The 19,822-nt window shown below is 33.4% G+C and carries 19 protein-coding genes; 12 read left to right on the forward strand and 7 right to left on the reverse strand.

The genetic code is table 11. The features are described 5' to 3' along the window. On the reverse strand, positions 1-376 hold a 376-nt coding region (locus SLH48_RS12575; RefSeq protein WP_320258467.1), incomplete at its 3' end, for a hypothetical protein. A gap of 408 nt (positions 377-784) precedes the next feature. Here SLH48_RS12575 and SLH48_RS12580 point away from each other — a divergent pair. Beyond that, the gene (locus SLH48_RS12580; protein ID WP_214481787.1) at positions 785-1,006 is read left to right on the forward strand and encodes a hypothetical protein; all 222 of its coding nucleotides are present in this window, start codon (positions 785-787) and stop codon (positions 1,004-1,006) included. Positions 1,007-1,104: 98 nt separating this feature from the next. Further along, entirely contained in the window at positions 1,105-2,331 is a 1,227-nt protein-coding gene (locus SLH48_RS12585) for an NADH:flavin oxidoreductase/NADH oxidase family protein (protein ID WP_320258468.1), read from the forward strand. Positions 2,332-2,549: 218 nt separating this feature from the next. Here SLH48_RS12585 and SLH48_RS12590 read toward each other — a convergent pair whose 3' ends face one another. Further along, complete coding sequence (locus SLH48_RS12590) at positions 2,550-2,762, reverse strand: hypothetical protein (protein ID WP_320258469.1); 213 nt, start codon at positions 2,760-2,762, stop codon at positions 2,550-2,552. A 1,074-nt stretch (positions 2,763-3,836) separates the two neighbouring features. Between SLH48_RS12590 and SLH48_RS12595 the strand changes: the two genes are divergently transcribed. The 3 genes from SLH48_RS12595 to SLH48_RS12605 are packed head-to-tail and all read left to right on the forward strand — an operon-like array spanning position 3,837 to position 5,600. Further along, positions 3,837-4,160 (forward strand): PadR family transcriptional regulator, encoded by a 324-nt coding sequence (locus SLH48_RS12595; protein WP_214481784.1) that lies wholly within the window; start codon positions 3,837-3,839, stop codon positions 4,158-4,160. Beyond that, positions 4,153-4,713 carry an HAAS signaling domain-containing protein gene (locus tag SLH48_RS12600; protein WP_320258470.1) on the forward strand — a complete coding sequence of 187 codons (561 nt, stop codon included), beginning with the start codon at positions 4,153-4,155 and terminating at the stop codon, positions 4,711-4,713. The genes SLH48_RS12595 and SLH48_RS12600 overlap by 8 nt, the downstream gene beginning before the upstream one ends. Beyond that, complete coding sequence (locus SLH48_RS12605; protein WP_320258472.1) at positions 4,710-5,600, forward strand: DUF4097 family beta strand repeat-containing protein; 891 nt, start codon at positions 4,710-4,712, stop codon at positions 5,598-5,600. Before SLH48_RS12600 ends, SLH48_RS12605 begins: the two co-directional genes overlap by 4 nt. Positions 5,601-5,772: 172 nt before the next feature. Here the strand turns inward: SLH48_RS12605 and SLH48_RS12610 are convergent, their stop codons facing one another. From SLH48_RS12610 to SLH48_RS12620, 3 genes are all read right to left on the reverse strand, one after another. Further along, complete coding sequence (locus SLH48_RS12610; RefSeq protein WP_320258474.1) at positions 5,773-6,828, reverse strand: iron-containing alcohol dehydrogenase family protein; 1,056 nt, start codon at positions 6,826-6,828, stop codon at positions 5,773-5,775. Continuing rightward, on the reverse strand, positions 6,825-7,478 hold the full coding sequence (locus SLH48_RS12615) for an MtnX-like HAD-IB family phosphatase (protein WP_214481780.1): 654 nt from the start codon (positions 7,476-7,478) through the stop codon (positions 6,825-6,827). The genes SLH48_RS12610 and SLH48_RS12615 overlap by 4 nt, the downstream gene beginning before the upstream one ends. Positions 7,479-7,662: 184 nt before the next feature. Further along, the gene (locus SLH48_RS12620) at positions 7,663-9,462 is read right to left on the reverse strand and encodes a dihydroorotate dehydrogenase (RefSeq protein ID WP_320258475.1); all 1,800 of its coding nucleotides are present in this window, start codon (positions 9,460-9,462) and stop codon (positions 7,663-7,665) included. Positions 9,463-10,192: 730 nt separating this feature from the next. Here SLH48_RS12620 and SLH48_RS12625 point away from each other — a divergent pair. From SLH48_RS12625 to SLH48_RS12640, 4 genes are all read left to right on the forward strand, one after another. Further along, positions 10,193-10,783, forward strand: coding sequence for a TetR family transcriptional regulator (locus tag SLH48_RS12625; protein ID WP_320258476.1), 591 nt, complete (start codon positions 10,193-10,195; stop codon positions 10,781-10,783). Between the two features lie 76 nt (positions 10,784-10,859). Beyond that, the gene (locus SLH48_RS12630; RefSeq protein ID WP_320258477.1) at positions 10,860-11,714 is read left to right on the forward strand and encodes an ABC transporter ATP-binding protein; all 855 of its coding nucleotides are present in this window, start codon (positions 10,860-10,862) and stop codon (positions 11,712-11,714) included. Then, entirely contained in the window at positions 11,711-12,415 is a 705-nt protein-coding gene (locus SLH48_RS12635) for an ABC transporter permease (protein WP_320258478.1), read from the forward strand. The genes SLH48_RS12630 and SLH48_RS12635 overlap by 4 nt, the downstream gene beginning before the upstream one ends. Continuing rightward, positions 12,415-13,131, forward strand: coding sequence for a hypothetical protein (locus SLH48_RS12640; RefSeq protein WP_320258479.1), 717 nt, complete (start codon positions 12,415-12,417; stop codon positions 13,129-13,131). The genes SLH48_RS12635 and SLH48_RS12640 overlap by 1 nt, the downstream gene beginning before the upstream one ends. Positions 13,132-13,341: 210 nt before the next feature. On the opposite strand, the gene SLH48_RS12645 is transcribed toward SLH48_RS12640, so the two are convergent. Continuing rightward, the gene (locus SLH48_RS12645; protein WP_320258480.1) at positions 13,342-14,421 is read right to left on the reverse strand and encodes a GerAB/ArcD/ProY family transporter; all 1,080 of its coding nucleotides are present in this window, start codon (positions 14,419-14,421) and stop codon (positions 13,342-13,344) included. Positions 14,422-14,805: 384 nt separating this feature from the next. Then, positions 14,806-15,894, reverse strand: a complete 1,089-nt coding sequence (locus tag SLH48_RS12650) for a tyrosine-type recombinase/integrase (RefSeq protein WP_320258481.1) — start codon at positions 15,892-15,894, stop codon at positions 14,806-14,808. Positions 15,895-16,257: 363 nt separating this feature from the next. Here SLH48_RS12650 and hmpA point away from each other — a divergent pair, with 363 nt between their 5' ends. From hmpA to SLH48_RS12665, 3 genes are all read left to right on the forward strand, one after another. Further along, positions 16,258-17,478: an NO-inducible flavohemoprotein gene (gene hmpA, locus SLH48_RS12655; RefSeq protein ID WP_320258482.1), complete on the forward strand. Its 1,221-nt coding sequence runs from the start codon at positions 16,258-16,260 to the stop codon at positions 17,476-17,478. 599 nt (positions 17,479-18,077) lie between these two features. Then, on the forward strand, positions 18,078-18,761 hold the full coding sequence (locus SLH48_RS12660) for a response regulator transcription factor (RefSeq protein WP_320258483.1): 684 nt from the start codon (positions 18,078-18,080) through the stop codon (positions 18,759-18,761). 1 nt (position 18,762) lies between these two features. Further along, a complete protein-coding gene (locus SLH48_RS12665) occupies positions 18,763-19,764 on the forward strand; it encodes a HAMP domain-containing sensor histidine kinase (RefSeq protein WP_320258484.1) in 1,002 nt (333 codons plus the stop codon). Positions 19,765-19,822 lie beyond the last annotated feature (58 nt).

Raw genomic sequence — 19,822 nt, forward strand, 5'->3', positions numbered from 1 at the left:
CTTTAACTTCAGTTTGTGGAGCAGGTTTAGAAGTATTTTGCTCAACTGGTTTTGGTTTAGCTATTTCTTGTTCAGGAACAGTTACATTTCCATTATTTAAAAGTTTTTTAGCTTCAGTTAAATCAATATTATATTTCTCAGCAATTTGATTGAGCATATCTTGTATATTTACATTGCCCTCTGTCATTTGCGTCATTATTTTTTGTAAGTTTGGAGTCACTTGACCTTCATTAAATGTGATTTCTTGTGGGGTTGGACAATCTATTTTAAAATTAGAAGTATTAGTATTTGGGTTACTAGCTGCAGAACTCATTCCAGGTGAAGAGATTAATAACGTTACAGCCGCTGCAGTTGATAATAAGAATGTTTTTTTCATATTGTTATTCCTCCTCGTTGTTTATCTTACATATCCACTATAACAGCTGTTTTTTGTCATATTTCTGGTTAAAATACCCAGTTTGAAAGACGGAATTTTAAAAAAACATATATAACATTGAGAGAACAAGGCTGATCCACAGGCATAAAGCTTTATGTACATATTTTACGATACCATATATATACATCATAGAGAAATATTACATTGATAGACCTATTGACAACTTTTTTGATTGCACTTTTAGTTACATCTATATTACGATTAGATACAGAGCAGTAAAAAACTTGTTACTTCGTAAAATTTCTGTCGTTTAGCTTGTGATAATGTATGGTTAACTTTTATTTGGACGTGACAAACTTCTTTTACATAATATATTAGCATGTAAGAAAAAGGAGGTTTGCACGATATATGCAGTATCAGCAAATGGGCACTACACAAGCTCAGAATATCGCTAATTATCAGCAATTATTTATGCAACATGCTGCACTAGCAGAGCACTACACTCGTCAGATGATGGCTTTTGCAAGTAATTCTAGTTCTTACTATAGATATGCTGAGCTAGTTTATTTTCATAAATCAAGAGCGATTAGATACAAAGGATTATTCTCTGCGACACCGTTTATACAATAAAAATAATCAGGTGGAAAACATTATCCACCTGATTATAACGGTTTATAAGTCATCGTATATTATTTACATAACATATTGAAACCAAAGGAGTGAAATTTGTGGATTCAGTTCTTTTCAAAGAATTTACGTTAAACAATGGAATTAAAATAAAAAACCGATTTTTCAAAGGTGCTATGAGTGAGGCTCTCGCAAATAAGCATCATCAACCTACTGAAGCAATTTATCATTTATATGAAACGTGGGCGCGAGGTGGCACGGGAATAGTTGTGACTGGTAATGTCATGGTGGATAGAAAAGCATTAGGTGAAACGAGAAATGTCGTTGTTGAAGATGAAAGTATCTTACCTTTTTTAGAAAAATGGGCAGAAAAAGGAACAATAAATGATACACACTTATGGATGCAATTGAATCATCCAGGAAAGCAAGCTCCAAAAGGTGTCGTAAAAGAAACAGTTGCTCCATCAGCGATTCCTTTGCATGAAAGTTTAAGTAGGTTTTTCCCTCACCCTCGGGAAATTACAGGCTCGGAGATTAATGATTTAATTCGTAGGTTTGGTAACAGTGCTAAGCTAGCAAAAAAAGCAGGGTTTACTGGTGTGCAAATTCACGGAGCGCACGGATACCTTATTAGTCAATTTCTATCTCCAAGACATAACCACCGTAATGATGAATGGGGAGGAGATATAGATGGTAGAATGAAATTTTTAATAGAAATATATAGAGAAATAAGAAATCAAACTGGATCGTTTCCGATAAGTGTGAAGATGAATTCTGCTGATTTTATGAAAGCAGGTTTTACTGAGGAAGAAGCGATGTATGTTGCTAAACAGTTAGAAAAAGAAGGAGTAGACTTGTTAGAAATTTCAGGAGGTTCATATGAAAATCCTCAAATGACAGGAAGAAATGTGAAGGAGAGTACAAAGGTTAGAGAGGCGTATTTTCTTGATTTTGCTGAAAAGCTTAGAAAAACAGTACATATGCCATTATGTGTTACAGGTGGATTCCGGTCAACGATAGGAATGGAAAATGCAATTCAATCTAATGCGACAGATTTTATAGGAATTGCTCGTCCACTAGCAGTTTATCCAGACCTTCCACGTTTAATTGCAAACAAAAGTCTTCAAGAAGTCGTCTTACCTCAAAAGAAAATCGGGGTGAAAGGCATTGATAATAAGGTGCCATTTGAAATAATATGGTATTCACAACAAATGAAGAGATTAGGGCAAGGGAAAAAGATAAAACATAATCATCCTGTTTGGCTTTCACTACTTCAGGCAGTGTTGAAAAATGGCAAGGAAGCTATTCAACAACAAAGAATAAAATAACACCTTTTTTAACTCTGTTGTTCATGTTCTTAAATTTAATCTTTCTATAAAAACTCTTTTCGTATACTTTATTGCTTTTTTTTACTTGCAATTTGTATAGTATTTAAGAAGAAAAGATGTTCAAGTATGTTAGCTCTTTCGTGTTTAGCTGTTATTACGAAATTAACACTTAGAAGAGACATATATATAAATAGCATGTATAACTTGTATGTTTTAATTTATTCATTTGAAACAAGCAAATAAAAAGAACCATCTCTATTTTTATCTGGAGATTGGTTCTTATGCTTGTGCTTATAAACTAAGTCTTTTTTCGTTTTCGTTTTCCGTGTTCTCATATCAGCAAAAACAAAGGGGCTCCTGTTTTCTTCGGGGTTCCTTTTTCCTTCTCTTATTGCTTTCAGCCGAATCTTTTTTGCTTTAGATTGTGCCAAAATAATCACTCCTTAAGAATATTTGTTCTTAATTATAGTGTAAAATAGAGAAGAGCTCAACACTTTACTCTAACTAAATGTAAGTTTTTATCTTAGAGAATAGTTTTTTCATTACATCATACTCTTTTCGTTTACTGAGTTGCTATTAGTTAAGCGGGGAATCAACGAAAGACCTATTAAAGAATAAATTAACGGAAAAGACATTTCAAACTTTTTGAAAATCTAAGCATAATGGTATTAACAAAAGTTTGGGAGTAAAAATAATGAATTTATAGCATATTTATATGGGGACTTAAAAACCACAAGCTATATGAACTATAATGGTTAATAAGTCTATAACATTAATCTTACAGGAGGGTTGAAGGTGGTTCATTTTACACCTTAACACAACATGAAAATACTAAGAGGATTTGGGATATTTATCTTTTCTATCTTCGTAATTCTTTACATAATCATTCGTTTGGGTATGGAAAGCAGTACCATATTTCAAATTATGACGGATATATTACTGTCTGTAGCTGTGTTATTAACTGTTATGTCCATGTTTCTTAAGACAAGAAATAAATGAACTCGTTATTGAAATTTCGCTCATTAGATGTAGACTATTGTAGATGTAGAATTAATAGCTTATCTAAAGAATCAAGATTCATAAATGACCAAATGTAATAAGTACTAAATGTGGAAGACAGTATAGTGTTGTAATACTTACCGTCTTCTTATTTTTTTCCTTATTTTAAATTATACTGTTCGTTATTTTTCGTACTTAGGATATTCACGTATATTTCGAGTCTTGTGGAAATTTATTACTCATTTATAATAGGATTTCAATAGCAACAAAATTTAAATAGGATTAATGATCATTATGAATGTAGAAATAAATTGATAAAGATTCTATGTTGTTTTATTGCATATTTTCTATGCACAGTTTGTATATATGAAATATGGGCGGTAAAACTTTGTTTAGTACCTTGCATTATTCAATACTGTATATTATCATTAAGTTGTGGTAAATATTAGTTTTATAGGTATTAACTAGAAAAAACTTAAAGGAAAGAAAAATAGGAGGTGCATATAGTGAATGTACAATTTAAAAAAGGTGTCTTAGAATTATGCGTCTTACTTTTAATATCAAAAAAAGATCAATATGGGTATGAACTAGCTCAAAATATATCGAATAAAATTCAAATGGCAGAAGGAACTTTATACCCTTTACTTAGAAGGCTAACGAAGGACGAATATGTATCAACTTATTTAGCTGAATCGACGGAAGGACCACCGAGAAAGTATTATTCATTAACAACTAAAGGAAGCGACTATATGACCATTCTAGTTGATGAATGGCAGCAATTTTCTAAGGCTGTCAATTTATTTATAGAGGAGGGATTAAATCATGAGTAAACAAGAATTTTTAACTAAGCTCGAGCAAATGTTAAAGCGTGTTCCTGAGCATGAACGAAAAGAAATGTTATATGACTATATAGAGCATTTTGAAGTAGGGCTAGATAATGGAAAGAGTGAAGAGGAATTGATAAGTGAACTGGGTGACCCAGAACAGATTGCGCGTGATCTTTTGACAGTCTACCGTGTTGAGCTAGCTGAAAAAGACAAGTCAGTTTCAAATATGATGAACGCAATTTTTGCTACAACGAGCCTTAGTTTTATTAATATCGTATTTGTATTGGGTCCTGTATTAGGTTTAATAGGTGTATATATTGCGTTATGTGGAGTTGCTATTGCGTTTACACTTTCGCCAGTTGTACTTATACTATCGTTACTAATTAATGGCCCAGCAGGGAGTTTAGCTGTTAACTTTTTTGTAGCAATCACATTATGTAGCTTAGGTTTATTAATGGGGATAGGTATGATAAAGCTCGGAAAGTATTTATATAATATTATTCTCCGTTACATTAAATTTAACATTCATATTATTAAAGGAGGTCAGACAGTATGAAAAAACTGTTACTTGGGTTGCTAGTCGTTTTTCTTATAGGAGTTGTTGGATCCGTTGTTTCAATTAATGCAACAGGAGGCTTATCAATTAATACGGTAACTTTACATGATAAAAAAGTAGTTCAGAATGAAGAGATTAAAAAAATTGACATAGACTTTGCGTCAACTGATATAGAAGTTTTACCTTCTGACGATGACCGCTTTACTATTGAGGTAAATGGTAAAGTAAGTGAAAAGCTGAAAGAAAAATATCAATTAGAAGTAGAAGAAACAGGTGATTTGCTGAAGGTACAGTTTAAAAAACCAGATACTTATTTTCATATTGGTATATCTATAGTAGATACAACTGTATCAGTGTTTTTGCCTACAAAGTTATATGAATCAGTAACATTACACACAGCGTCAGGTGATATTGAAGCTGAACAAATAAAAGCTACTCAATTTAATATATCAGCAGCATCTGGTGATATTGAAACGAAAGGCATAGTGGCTGATCGGATTTTTGTAACAACTGCATCAGGAGATATTACAGTAGATGATCAGCAAGCTGTTCATTCATCATTTAAGGCATCATCTGGTGATATGATTTTAACAAATGTAATAGGTGATGTAAAAGCAAATAATGCTTCTGGGGATATTTCCATATTAAATGAGGAATCTTCTGGCAACATTACCGCAGATGCTGCGAGTGGTGATGTAGATATCGAATTTGTAAAACCCCCGTCATCTCTATACATTAATTTTAGAAGTAGTTCAGGTGATGGAGTCGTTGAACTAGATGGTGTGAACTATGACGAAAAATCTGATGGCCGGATAATCGGCACGATTGGATCTGGGGATCATGAATTAATTGTTGATATTTCGTCTGGTGATTTCACACTTCGATAATAATTACGACTGATAAATAATCCGAATTGACCGATAAACCCGAGTAATTGACCCAAAAATGATAAAAATTGACCGATAAACTATAGGATTTGACCCGCAAACTCATTTAGTTGATCAATATCGTAGTAGGATATGACCCTCACTGCGTAAAAGCAGTGAGGGTCATATCCCTTTAGCACCCAAAAATTTGTTGCAACATAGGGTCATCCTCCAGAAATTTCAAGGCTTGCTGCCGATACTCATCATCATGCAAATATGTATACCGATTCGGTTTAATTGTTGGAGCGATTTCAATGGCCTGTCGGTATTCATCTTTATGTAATTGTAACGTTTTTATATATTCAAAAAAGCCAGTTCTAGTAAATACTTTCATCATTCGTTCTGCACGATGACATTGTACATTAGCCATAATATATGTAGCGAGGCCAACTTGAATCCCATGCATTTGTGGTGAAGTGGATATTTTATCAAGTGCATGAGATATAAGATGTTCTGAGCCACTAATAGGAGAACTATTGCCACTTATCGCTGTTGCAATTCCACCCATAGTCAATGAGCTTATTAATTCCTTTAAAAAAATAGGGCTACTTATTTCATTCATCGGAGTTCGTATAAAGCTATTTACAGCTTTTTTACTAAGCATTGATGCAAAAGCGCTAACAGAACTCACCCCATGGTTTTCTTCAAATTCCCAATCATACAATGCAGTGATATTTGACATTAAGTCACCGATACCTGCTAAAATGAATCGCTTAGGTACTTGTTCTATAATTTGCAAGTCAGCAATAATACCATAAGGGACTTTTGCGGGTACCGTTGTTTTCTTGCCATTAACCTCGATAGAACAATTACTGCTTGCAAATCCATCATTGGACGCTGAGGTAGGTATACTTATAAATGGTACTCTTCTAGAAAAAGCAATATATTTTCCATAATCAATGATTGTTCCACCGCCCATTGCCAAAACGACTTCATAACGTTCCATGTCAAAGGCAGTTTTGATAAGTGCTTGGATATCTAAATTACTTGATAACAGTTTCATATCTAACTTCAACGTTGTTATCGATTGTTGAATCGTATCTTTATATGTATGGTAAGTAAAATCATCAAAAAGAATAACCGCATTCGTAAAACCATGTTTCTGTAAAATTTGTTCTAGATGTAGCGAAGCTCCTTGCCGTATTTCTAAAATAGCAGGGATGGGTATAGAAGTCACAGGATTGATCATTGAGATATCATTCCTTTGTTCACCAAATACTGTTCAATTTCTGTGAAATCATCTACAGCAACATATGGTAATTTTTTTTCACTTAATAAATCCTGTAGTCCATTCTTGGCAAAAGTGATATCTGCATGTGCAGCAGGATGAGAATCAGGTTCACTATCTCCAGCGAAATATACAAGGTCATATTGTTCTTTTAACTCTTGAATTACTTTTGCTTTATCAATTCCGTACCGTTCAGAGTAATGTCTATGTTCTGGGTCAATATTTAAATGCACATTTCTTTCTTGATAAAATCCTTTATTAGAAAGCACTTCTACGTCAGATACATGATATTTCTGTAAAATATGTTTTATGTAGTAGTCAGTTCCTGCACTTAAAATATAAAAATCACCACCGTTTTGTTGAACATGTTCGATGAATGTAGGTACGTATTCATCAATCGGAATAGCAAGAATATCATTAATGATTTGTTGTTCTTCTTGATGGATGGATGTAAATACTGTTGATAAGAAATCAATGTCCTTTATATCTCCAGCCTTCCATTGCTTACGTAGCTCTTCACCTTGTTTAAAATATTTTTCGATGACGATATAATAAAAGTCTTTTTTCGAAATTGTACCATCGAAATCGGAAACAAATGCCCATTTTTTCATGATTATTACCCCCATTATTTCACGTCTTTTTTGTTGTTTTCGAATGAATAAATTAATGGCTTCGCTATAGTATTCTCTATGATTTGCTATGATATATCATCATAACATAATTCGTGCTTGGATAATGAAGCGTTTAAATTTCACAGAAAAAAATATAGTAAACTACTAATATTATTGTAGTTTACTATCTGAGTTCATCTGTTTGTTTTTGAAAAAATCGATAGCTCCATATTAGACCAGTAAAGAATAACATTAATGCTATATACGCTGGTAACAGGTGTATAAAGGTCGTATAACCGATCGCTATATGTATTGAAATCCCAGTTATAAAAGCTGGGATACCTCCAATGAACAAAGTCCACCATACCCATTTGTTACCTTGTTGAAATCCCCATAAAGATACCGTTAACACTAATAAGCCGACACTAAATAAGGCACTTCCAAAACCAGCACGATCGTGGGCAATTACAGGAATTAATCGCTCATTGAACAACTGTATAAATTCTGGAGGCATGCAAATATACAATAAATCTGTTGGTACAAATACCGATGTAACACCAATATAAGAAATAATTATGCCCCCAAGAACAAATGAAAATCCTAACATTACAAAAGCAAGTTGGCCAAATAAACTTTGCTTCCATATTTTATGGTTTTTTGTATTCGTAGAATTAGGGGTATTAATAATTCCTTTCGTTGTTAAAAATCCTAACACGTAAAAGGGTAATAATAGTAGCCAAAACAGTAGATGAAGCCAATCAAAATAACCATACCCTATAAATAAAAAAATGCCGAGAAATCCGGTTATAGCTGCTAGATCAATCGCTTGTTTTGCCCATCGAAGCCCCTTCTTAACACCGTATGAAGCTAAATTCATATAAACAATGCCACCTGAAATCATCGTTCCAGCAAGAGTCATTCGGTCGTGAGACATAAATAACAGAATGCGTTCATTAAAAATCCAAATCGATTCCTTGTTCATTCGTAAGAACTGTTCATCATATGGCAACAGAACAGACGTCAAGCTAATAAAGAGAGCAATTATTCCACCAAACAAAATAAATAAACCGAACAACCAATAATATTTCCAACCTAGTTGGGGTATTATTTTTTCTTGTCTAGTTGTTAATACCGCTTCATTTATCCGCTTCGTTAAGCCTGGACCTGCGAAAACATAACCACTAGAAAGCATGATTAAATCTGCACCAGCTTCTAAAAGCAATAAGGCGTCATTAGGCTCTTTAACCCCCCCAACCGTAATTATAGGTTTTGTGAACTTACTTTTTTTCAAGTATCTTATTTTTTTTATTAGATCGTCTGTATTATTTGTAGTTAACCAATCCTCTTCTAATACAATACCATCGAAAGTCTCAAAGAAGTCGAGCGTGTGATCGTTGAGAGATTGAATAGGTGTTGCGACGTAAATAGGTTTAGTCGTAGAGAAAATGTTCCCTTTTTTCGCCATGTCTGCTTGAATGATAAAAACATCAGCTAACTCTTCTAATTCTAGGATCATCGTGTTAAGTTCTTGTTCATTCCCAACTAAACTCATTAAGAGTTTCTGTTGTACCTTTAGTTTATGTAATTTTCGTTTAGTTTCATCTAGACCAATGGATTCGAAGTCATTTGAAAACTTAATATACTCTTCCTGAAAGTTAACTTCTGGTGTAGTTCCTTTCTTTGAGTCTATCGTGATCGGCCCGATCTCAATAAAGCTAAATCCTAAGTTGGAAAAGGCCTTTGTCCCAGAAAGTAATGGGTCTATTTTTCCCGATAAACCAACAGTGTGTTTGAAGTGAATATTGCTAACTTCTGTCGTAAGTAAGGGTGAGGATTCTTCCCTACCCAAAAAGTTAATAATATGATGACCACCTGGGAGAGAAGCAACCATGTTCATACTTCTATGAATAAACTCACGAGAGGTGGCCGGCGACAGGTGTTTAATTACTGGTTTAAATATTTGATGGTAGGACCAATCTGGCATCGCTTACACCCCCAATTTGTGTTCCTCATTTAATTTTACCACCTCAATAGGGGAAAATGTTCCATCGAATGGAATTAACATAAAAGAAATGTAAGTGTTTATTATAAAAACATTATGTAAACAACAAACGTTTAATCAATTATTTAATGAATACAAATAAGAAAAGTACCGTCTAATCTTTCTGTTAAAAATCGTTGCTATTCGTTCTTAGTTATAATCACACATACACTTTCGTTCGTAGTATTTTTCTACTTTTAATATTTTTGATTATAAAAAACACATAGGAAGGCTGTTTTCGTATTAAGAAATAAACATTTACTCAACTAGAAAGAGTGTCATTTTTAAGTCTGTACCAACGATGACTAACATATAAAACCACTTAGTAGGAATTAATTTAGCTACAATTGCAATAAAAGATTACGAAAAGACTCTGCGAAATACTACATACTAGGTGCAAGTTGAAAGTAAGAACGTTTGTTTTTAATAATGATCCTTGAGTATTGATTAGTGTATTTAGACATTAGTCAAATACATTTAGCACTTGAAACATAAAAGTTTGCAGTCAAATAAAACCATTCAATTGAATGAGGCGGGCTACCCTGCTAGTAAAGCTCATAAGGAAAATGATAAAAAAATGTGGCTCATAAAAATTGACAGTGACTGTCAATTAACATAGACTATCAATATAATTCCACAATTAAAATCCGAGTTCAAACTAGGAGGCGATTCGATGACTGAGCATAAAAAGGGAAGTCTCAGAGATAGAAAGAAGGCAAAAACGAGAGCCGTTATCCAATATCATGCTTTAGCCTTGTTTGAACAACAAGGCTATGCCAATACGACTGTTGAACAAATAGCCGAGGCATCAGAAATATCGCCGAGTACGTTTTTTCGCTATTTCCCAACGAAGGAATCTGTCGTACTTGACGATGATTATGATCCAATTTTAATTAAAGCATTTCAAGCGCAGTCGAAGGAACTTACACCAATCCAAGCTTTTCGAGGAGCAGTAAATGAGGGGATGTCTTACATTCCAGAGGAAGGGAAAGAAGCACTTCAAGAGAGAATGAAGCTAATTATGTCTGTACCTGAACTCCGTGCAGCAACATTAATTCATGCTAGCGGGACTGCAAAGTTAATTGCAAAGCTGATATCCGAGAGGCTTGGTTGTGATGAGAATGATTTAGCTGTCACTACACTTGCTGGATCTATAATAGGTGCACTTTTTTCAGTGGCATATTATTGTATTCAACATCCTAACGTTAATGTTGTTGACGCTATTGACCAAGCTTTAGCGCAATTGGAATCAGGTTTTAAATAAAAGCGGTAATGGTTTCAGGGTAAGCATCCATACATTCTATGCTCTTAAATCAAATGCTAACTATGGGGTGATTTTGTTGATTGAAGTTGCTAAGCTTAGATATCAATATCCAGGCGTTACTGAAAAAACGATTAGGGGCCTTGATTTCAGTGTGAATAAAGGAGAAATATTTGGCTTTTTAGGCCCATCCGGTGCAGGAAAAAGTACAACACAAAAGATTTTGATAGGACTGTTAAAAAATTACGAGGGTAGCGTGAAAGTTAATTCAAATGAGTTGCATTCTCTAAACTCAACTTACTATGAACAAATAGGTGTTGCATTTGAATTTCCTAATTTCTATCAAAAGTTTACTGCATTAGAAAATTTAAGATTTTTTAACAAAATGTATGCAGAAAAAACGAGTGACCCAGAAAAACTATTAAAGCTCGTTGGCCTTGAGGAATACGCTAATGTGAAAGTGAGTAAATTTTCAAAAGGTATGAAAATGAGATTGAATTTTTGTCGTGCCTTACTTAATCACCCAAACATTTTATTTTTAGATGAACCTACATCTGGGCTTGATCCAGTAAATGCAAAAAAAATAAAAGACCTCATTCTAGCAGAAAAGGAGAGAGGTACGACAATTATTATAACAACTCATAATATGCTGACTGCAGAACATTTATGTGATCGTGTAGCTTTCATTGTAGACGGTACAATTGCGGCAATCGATTCTCCAAAAAATTTAAAGTTATCAAAAGGAAGAAAAATCGTTAAATTAGAATATCGGAACAATCAATCTTGTTATGCTGACGAATTTCCGTTAATGAATCTAGGAGAGAATGAAGATTTTCAGCAAATTATTAGAAATTATGAACTTTTAACTATTCATACACAAGAAGCGACACTTGAAGATATTTTTATTGAAATGACTGGAAGGAGTTTGGCATGAGACTTGTACATGCGGTTGGAATGGATATTCGCTTTCAGATGCGTCAAGGGTTCTATTATGCATACGCATTAGTGTGTCTATTCTATGTGATCGTATTTCACTTTTTACCTGATGCCCATTTGGAAAAAGTCTCTATTGCTATAGTTTTTTCTGACCCTTCTGCCTTAGGCTTTTTCTTTATTGGTGGAATTGTGTTATTAGAGCGTGAGCAATCAACCTTAGATTCGTTATTCGTTACACCACTTCGCATCCATGAGTACCTCATCTCAAAAATAATGTCACTTACTATATTAGCGCTAATGTCGAGTACTTTCACCATGCTCATTTTCCATCATGATCAATTGAATATACTCACCTTTTCTGTAGCAGTGGTGTTAACTTCAATTTTCTTTACCTTACTTGGACTAATTTTAGCTGTAAGGGTTTCTTCAGTGAACGAGTACTTATATTTATCACCTCTATACATCATTGTGTTTTTTCTTCCTTTATTAGAGTATTTCAACATTTATGATACATGGCTTATGAATTTATTACCGACAAGAGCTACACTGTTGTTACTTGATGGCAGTCTCGATATAATAACTGTTTCACAGTTCATATATGCTTGTATCATTCAAGCTGTTTGGATATTGGTCGTTTATGTATTTGCATATAAGGCTTTTTATAAATTTATTGTGTTACGTATAGGAGGGAGCAAATAATGAAACGAGTAGCTGCATTAGCTGTACAAGACGCTAGAAATATTATTAAAGACCCGATACTTGTCATCGCAATTTGTTTTCCCTTTATTTTAGGATTGACTGCACGGTTCGTCTTACCAGTTATTCAGAGCTGGGTACTTGGCACATTTCAATTTGATCTATCAAATCATTATCCCTTTATTATTAGTTTGTTATTATTAATGACGCCTTTATGGATGGGAGTGTTAATGGGGTTTATTTTATTAGATGAAAAAGATGAAGCTGTTGATCTTTATTTTGCTGTGACTCCATTAACGAAGTCTGGGTACTTCATGTTCAGGGTTTTTAGCCCAGCTGTTCTAACATTCTTTCTATCTTACATAGTTATTATGTTACAAGGTTTAGTACCTTGGCATGTTATTAATTTTTTCCCAATTGCAGTCATGTTGGCATTGGAAGCACCGTTACTATCACTTATTATGGTTACTGTTGCATCAAATAAAGTAGAAGGGTTAGCAATTTCGAAGGTCCTTACACTAATGTTTTTCACACCTGTCCCACCATATATTTTTCACAATAGTTGGACGATGTTGTTTGGAATTGTACCCTTTTATTGGCCAGCAATCATCTTTATGGAGGATAGTAATCGTGTAGCTTTATTATATGCTATCGGTCTTCTTGTTCATATCATATGGCTAAATATAGTGATGAAAAAGTATTTAACAAGGGTTAGCTAATTATATTGCGTTCATTAGTCGTACTAACTGATTTAAAATAGAGGTTATTGTTATAATATGTCATACGAAAATAGCTATATATTGATAACCAAATATCCATAAATAATCTATGTGATCATATAAGTATAAAATAATAATATTATGTAAACTAATATATGTTCTTCTTATTATTTTTTAATAGTAAACGTAACTGCACAATAACATGTTAGACTATTTTTTAAGTTTTTTGCGTAATGTTGAAATACTAATTAATAATAGAAGTAATATTGGGAGTAAGAATGCGATAATGAACTCAGCTGAACGAAGAAAATAAATCCACTTTTCTAATTCAACTTGAGTATTTACTACAATTGTGCATAGAAAAGAAACGAGCAATAAGCTTATGATCGAAAGTCTTGGAGAAATTTTAGGAATTGCATGTTGGATTAACTGGTCGGCCCCCCAAAAAAATACAATAATCGTAATGAGTACTTCAAACAAAAATAAATGGATTACGATCCCTTCAACTCGCTCTATAAAAGGGAACTCAATATACTCAAACATCGTTAATAACGGATACGTTTCATTAGATAATTGGTCATAGCTAAAGAAACCGAATGAAATTAGACACGTTATGGAATATATGAAAGTAAGCAATAATTGAGAAAATAAAACTGGCTTAAAAGCTCCTTTTAATTTTGCGATATACGGTATTAAAAATAATGACATTTCGATACCTAAGAAGTGCAATGCAACTTGATTACCTTTTTTTAACAGTTCTTTCTCTCCCTCAAAAATAAAGGGTGTTAATCTTGTTAGTCTAAATTCCCCTAGATTATATCCCAATACGAAAACAATTAAAATTGTTATAAAAAAAACAACTGTAGCTTTTGCAATATGGTATATACCACTCCTAACGAGCCAGTAGGTGATAAGTAAAACCATAATAACAAATAATGATGGTGGCATTGTCGGATAATATTGCATACCTATTATTAATTGAAAGTTTTTAGCTATTAAGATGCTAAGTGAACTATAAATTAAAGCAATAATAATATAAAATGGCTTTACTAAGAAGTTGGGTAAATGACTGTTAAAAATCTGGAAGATCGATTTACCTTTACTATAATGAAATACAAGCCCTATTAGTAAAATATTCACTACGAAAATCATTGATACTATACTTATTCCAATCCAGCCGTTCGTTCCAAAAGCTTCTGCTGTAACACGAGGTAAACTAAAAATACCTACACTAATTTGAGTCATGTAGATAAGTATTGCAACTTGATAAGGAAAAAGTTTTTCTTGCATGATTGTTCTCCTATATTTTGAAACAGGAAATATTTCTTATTTTTGTATAGTATTAACTACAAAGATAGAAGATATGTATTTTTTACTAGGATTTTGAAAACAATTAATAATAGGACTAATATAAGTGTCATTTCTGACTTATATAGTCCTTTTTATTTGTATGATTAATACTCAACATAAATTTGTGGTGATTATATTGAGTGATTGTATAACGTGTTCGCGTAGAGGATAATAAAGATTTCGTTCAGCACTAAATTAAGCTGTATATCGCATGCTTTTATGCAACTAATACACACGTAAAATGACAACGTTAAGGTAGTTCACCTTCTAAAAACCATCTCAATATACCTAGAGCATTTGTACATCAATCATTAGTCAAATGATCTATCCATCATTAAGTAGAGCGATTGCTTTTTTCTTCGTTTCGCTTTGGATATGTGCATAAATTTGAGTAGTTGCAACAGATTCATGCCCTAATAAATTTTGAATCGTTAATACATCAACCCCTTGCTGAGCTAGCTCTGTTGCAAAACTATGTCGGAGTTTATGTGCAGTAATATGTTTGTATGTCAAAAATGGCAGGTGTTCCTTTGCTCTAATTAGATGGCGGTTGATCATTTTTTGTACTGCACTAACTGAAATTCCGAGTTTTAGTTTTTTCCATTTAAAATCATAACCGACAAAGAGTGGATCATTTGGTTTTTTGGGACGAATGTCTTCATCAAGCTTATGTAGATACAATTGTATATTGTTAAGTGTGTCGTCTGATAAGGGGACACTTCTTTGTTTACTACCTTTACCGATGACTGTAATTTCCTTCCGATGCCATGAAATATTATGTACTTGTAAGCTACATAATTCTGAAATCCGTAGTCCTGTCATCATCATTAAGTGAATGATTGTAATGTCTCTATATTTAAATAACTGTTGATAAGTTTTCTCCCTGTTAGATTTATAATTATCTTCGTTATTGATAAATGTTAATAATTCACTACATTCCTGTTTTGTTAAGAATACCGGCTCAGAACGTCCTACTTTAGGTCTTTCGATCCCTTCAATTGGGTTACTTATAATTACATCTTGTTGCTGCAAATAAGAGAAGACAGATTTTAACGCTGATAATTTTCTATTAATTGTTTTTGGATTATTTTTTTGTTCAATCGCAAGATAACGAACGTAATTTCTAACGCCTGATGGCTCCAAAGCTATAAAATCATCCAACGTAATGTCATTCATATTAAGCTCAATACTCGCTTTTTCGATCACGTACTCGAAGAAAAACTTGAAGTCGTATATGTAGCGTTGAATTGTATTTGTTGAATAGTTTAAAGAAATTCTACTTATTAAATATGCCTGTATAAATTGAGGCATGTTAGAAAAATAGTGATAGTTTTTTTCGACATCAGTATAGTCATTGTCAATTGCTAAAGTTTGTAGTTCATCTGATTGATTAATCTTATGAAAGATTGACATAATCGGTCACCCTTAACTATGAGTCTATAATATTCGTATTACTAGTTCCGTGAAATATATGTTTCATGGAACTATTATATAGAAAGAACTAATAAACGTCCATACTTTACGTTTAAAATACATAAATTCCATTAAAAAGGGTATATTTTAGCTGTAAGAGGTTTTATCTCGGTTTAGACGTATGCTATTATAATCTGATTTCAGTGAGCTTATATCTAAAACTGAAAGGTCGTTTTTTCTGAAGAAAAATCATTGTCACAAATTAGACAAATTATATGTGATTCAAATCACAAGCTGAGGTCTTAGTTTTTACTATAATTACATTGTAAACGATAATAACAACTTGACTAGGAGAGATAGAAGATGCTAGATCAAAAAACAATTGAAATTATTAAATCAACAGTTCCAGTACTTGAAGAACATGGTGAAGCTATTACAACTAGATTTTATGAATTAATGTTTGGAAATCATCCTGAATTATTGAATATTTTTAATCACGCTAATCAAAAGCAAGGTAGACAACAAAAAGCATTAGCTAGTGCAGTATATAATGCGGCAAAATATATTGATAATTTAGAAGCCATTATTCCTGTGGTGAAGCAAATTGGCCATAAACATCGAAGTTTAGGAATTACAGCCGAACAATATCCGATAGTAGGTAAGCATTTGTTATTAGCTATTAAAGATGTGTTAGGTGACGCCGCGACAGATGAAATCATGAATGCATGGGAAAGAGCATACGGTGTGATAGCAGATGCGTTTATTTCAGTTGAAGCCGATATGTATAATGAAGCTGAACAAAGCCATGGTGGTTGGAAAGGTTTTAGGAAGTTTATTGTAGATAAAAAGGTCAAGGAAAGTGATGTCATCACATCTTTCTATTTAAAACCAGAAGATAAACAAGCTATTTCTAGCTTTATACCAGGTCAATACATTAGTGTAAAATGTAGCATTGATGGTGAAGAATACACTCATATTCGCCAGTATAGTTTATCAGATGCTCCAAATAAAGGGCATTATCGTATAAGTGTTAAAAGAGAAACGGGACTGGGGGATATTCCTGACGGTAAAATTTCTAATTATTTACATGATGACGTACAAAAAGGGGATATATTAAACCTCAGTGCCCCAGCTGGTGATTTCGTACTTAATACTGAAGTACAAAATGATGTTGTCTTATTAAGTGGAGGGGTAGGAATTACACCAATGGTAAGTATGCTTAATACGATCGCGGATACTCAACCTGAACGTAAAGTTACTTTTATCCATGCGGCTATTAACGGAAATGTTCATGCGATGAAAGATGAGGTAAGTGCTGTTACGTCAAAAAATGAACAAATTTCAGCATACTATAGCTACAATGCTCCAACGGTAGATGATATAAATAATAAAGCCTTTGACCATGAAGGATTCATTACACTAGAGTGGTTACAACAAATAGTTCATAATACAAACGCTGATTTTTATTTCTGTGGTCCTCTTCCATTTATGAAAACAGTGTATCAGTTACTAAAAGAAATAGGTGTACCACAAGACAACATTCATTATGAATTCTTCGGCCCTGCGAGTGATTTGGAAGGATAATGATTGTGCCTAAAAGAAGATTATCATTATAATTTGAGTGGTAAGATGCATGGGTTACTCATCATGATCATAGCCATCGATATTAATAAAAACATAACAAAAATAGCCACCTCCTATGTAGGTGGTTATTTTGTTTTGGAGCAAAGCAGTGAGGTAAGGTTCCATCTTTAACCAAAAAACAACAATCAATGCTAAATAGCCTAGTTTAAAAATTAGCCCAAAGATTTTGTGGAGGTATGTAGTTTGTATAAACTACTTGTTTGGCGTACTATAAATAATCATAAGCAACCTATAGCAGTGGTGGATGTAATTCATAAATAAATCAGGCTTTTTTCGGAAACTTTGTTGAAACTCTTACCAAACTAGCATAGTAAGAAGGGGGTTAATACATTTAACATTGTTTTTTAGAGATCGATAGTGGTATACATTCCATTACTTGATTGGGAAACAACAATCAAGTCGTTAAAATCCATAAACTACAACTGGCCGAGCTCGTTTACATATGATATATCTTTAAAAACTAAAATAAGTTTAGATTATTTAATCAAAGGTTAGAACTTAACTAAGCGCAAGAAATACAAAGATAGGATGAATATGAGATGAAAATATTGATTGTGGAAGATGATAAGACGATTGCTTCAGGGCTTGAATATTCTTTGCAAGAAGAAAACTATTCTACAATTCTTTGTCATGATGTTGCATGTGCGAAAAAGGAGCTCTCAGATCAATTAGACGAATTAGCGTTATGTTTGTTTGATTTATCTCTGCCTGATGGCAGTGGGTATGATTTATGCCGTATTGTGAAAAAACAAGCTGATGTTCCGGTGATTTTTTTAACTGCGGTTGATGATGAAGTTAATGTTGTAATGGGTCTAGACATGGGCGCAGATGATTATATAACTAAGCCGTTTCGTATTCGTGAGCTACTTTCAAGGATCAGATCAGTTTTACGAAGATACCAAAAGCAGACACAGACAAAATCTGTCATTACAATAGAAAATGTTCAAATTAATATAAATGAAGGAAAAGTGTATAAAAATGGAGTGGAAATTACCTTGACAGCTTTAGAATATCGTCTCTTACTTATCTTCGCTAACCATATCGGTCAAGTTCTTTCAAGAAACCAGCTATTGGAACAGATTTGGGATGTTGCAGGGGATTTTGTAAACGATAACACTTTAACCGTTTATATTAAGAGACTACGTGAAAAGCTAGAGGATCACCCCCAAAAACCGACGATAATCAAAACAATTCGTGGGTTAGGGTATAGGGTTGGTGAATAGCTTGTTACGTCATAAAGAGGTACAAATGTTTTTATTTATTATGTGTTTGATTAGTCTTTGTGCAACGATGCTTGGTGGTTTGTTGTCAATTAGTGCAATGGTACTTATTTTCATATGTTCAGCAATGTTAATTGGTATCACCCTCATTTTTACACACCGGAGATACCGAGAAATAGAAATGCTCTCTCATTATTTGCGCCGAATTAGCTCAGGTGATTACACTCTTGATGTCCGTGATAACGAAGAAGGTGAGTTAAGTATACTAAAGAACAATATTTATAAGGTCACGTCAATGCTATCGGAGCATAAATCTCTATTGCAACAAGATAAAAGCAAGCTTACTGATGCTATTTCAGATATTTCCCACCAGCTTAAAACCCCGCTCACCTCAATGATGGTAATGACAGATTTGTTAAGTGATGATGAGCTGCCAACAGCAAAAAGAGATGAATTCACTCATAATCTACGTATTCAAATTGAGCGTATTGAATGGCTTGTTTCCTCATTATTAAAGATATCTAAAATCGATGCAGGAACGGTTCAATTCAAAAAGGATCGAATAAACGTGAAGAACCTTATCCAAAAATCAATAGATCCTGTTTTGATTCCGATGGATATTAAAGAACAAGTATTATCAATTAATGGTGAAGACACAACATCTTTTCTTGGGGACCTTAACTGGTCAGCCGAAGCTGTTATAAATATATTAAAAAACTGTGTGGAACACTCGCCTGACGGTGGTGTAATCACCATTTCTTTTTCAGAAAATGCGCTGTTCACTGAACTCATCATTGCTGACAATGGTAAAGGGATTCCAAAGGAAGACATACCTTATATTTTCAAACGTTTTTATAAAGGAAAAAATGCCAATACCGATAGTATCGGTATTGGTCTAGCGATAGCTTACAGTATCATTACTAGTCAAAACGGTGATATTGAGGTTCAGAGTAAGGAAGGTGAGGGAACACGCTTTTTGATTAAGTTTTATAAACAAGTTATATAATATCAGTAGGTGACTATATTGTCATTTTAGAGTCATTGGATAGTCATTTTAGACAGTT

It is taken from the genome of Cytobacillus sp. IB215316 (genome assembly GCF_033963865.1).
GTDB classification, from domain to species: domain Bacteria; phylum Bacillota; class Bacilli; order Bacillales; family SM2101; genus Nanhaiella; species Nanhaiella sioensis.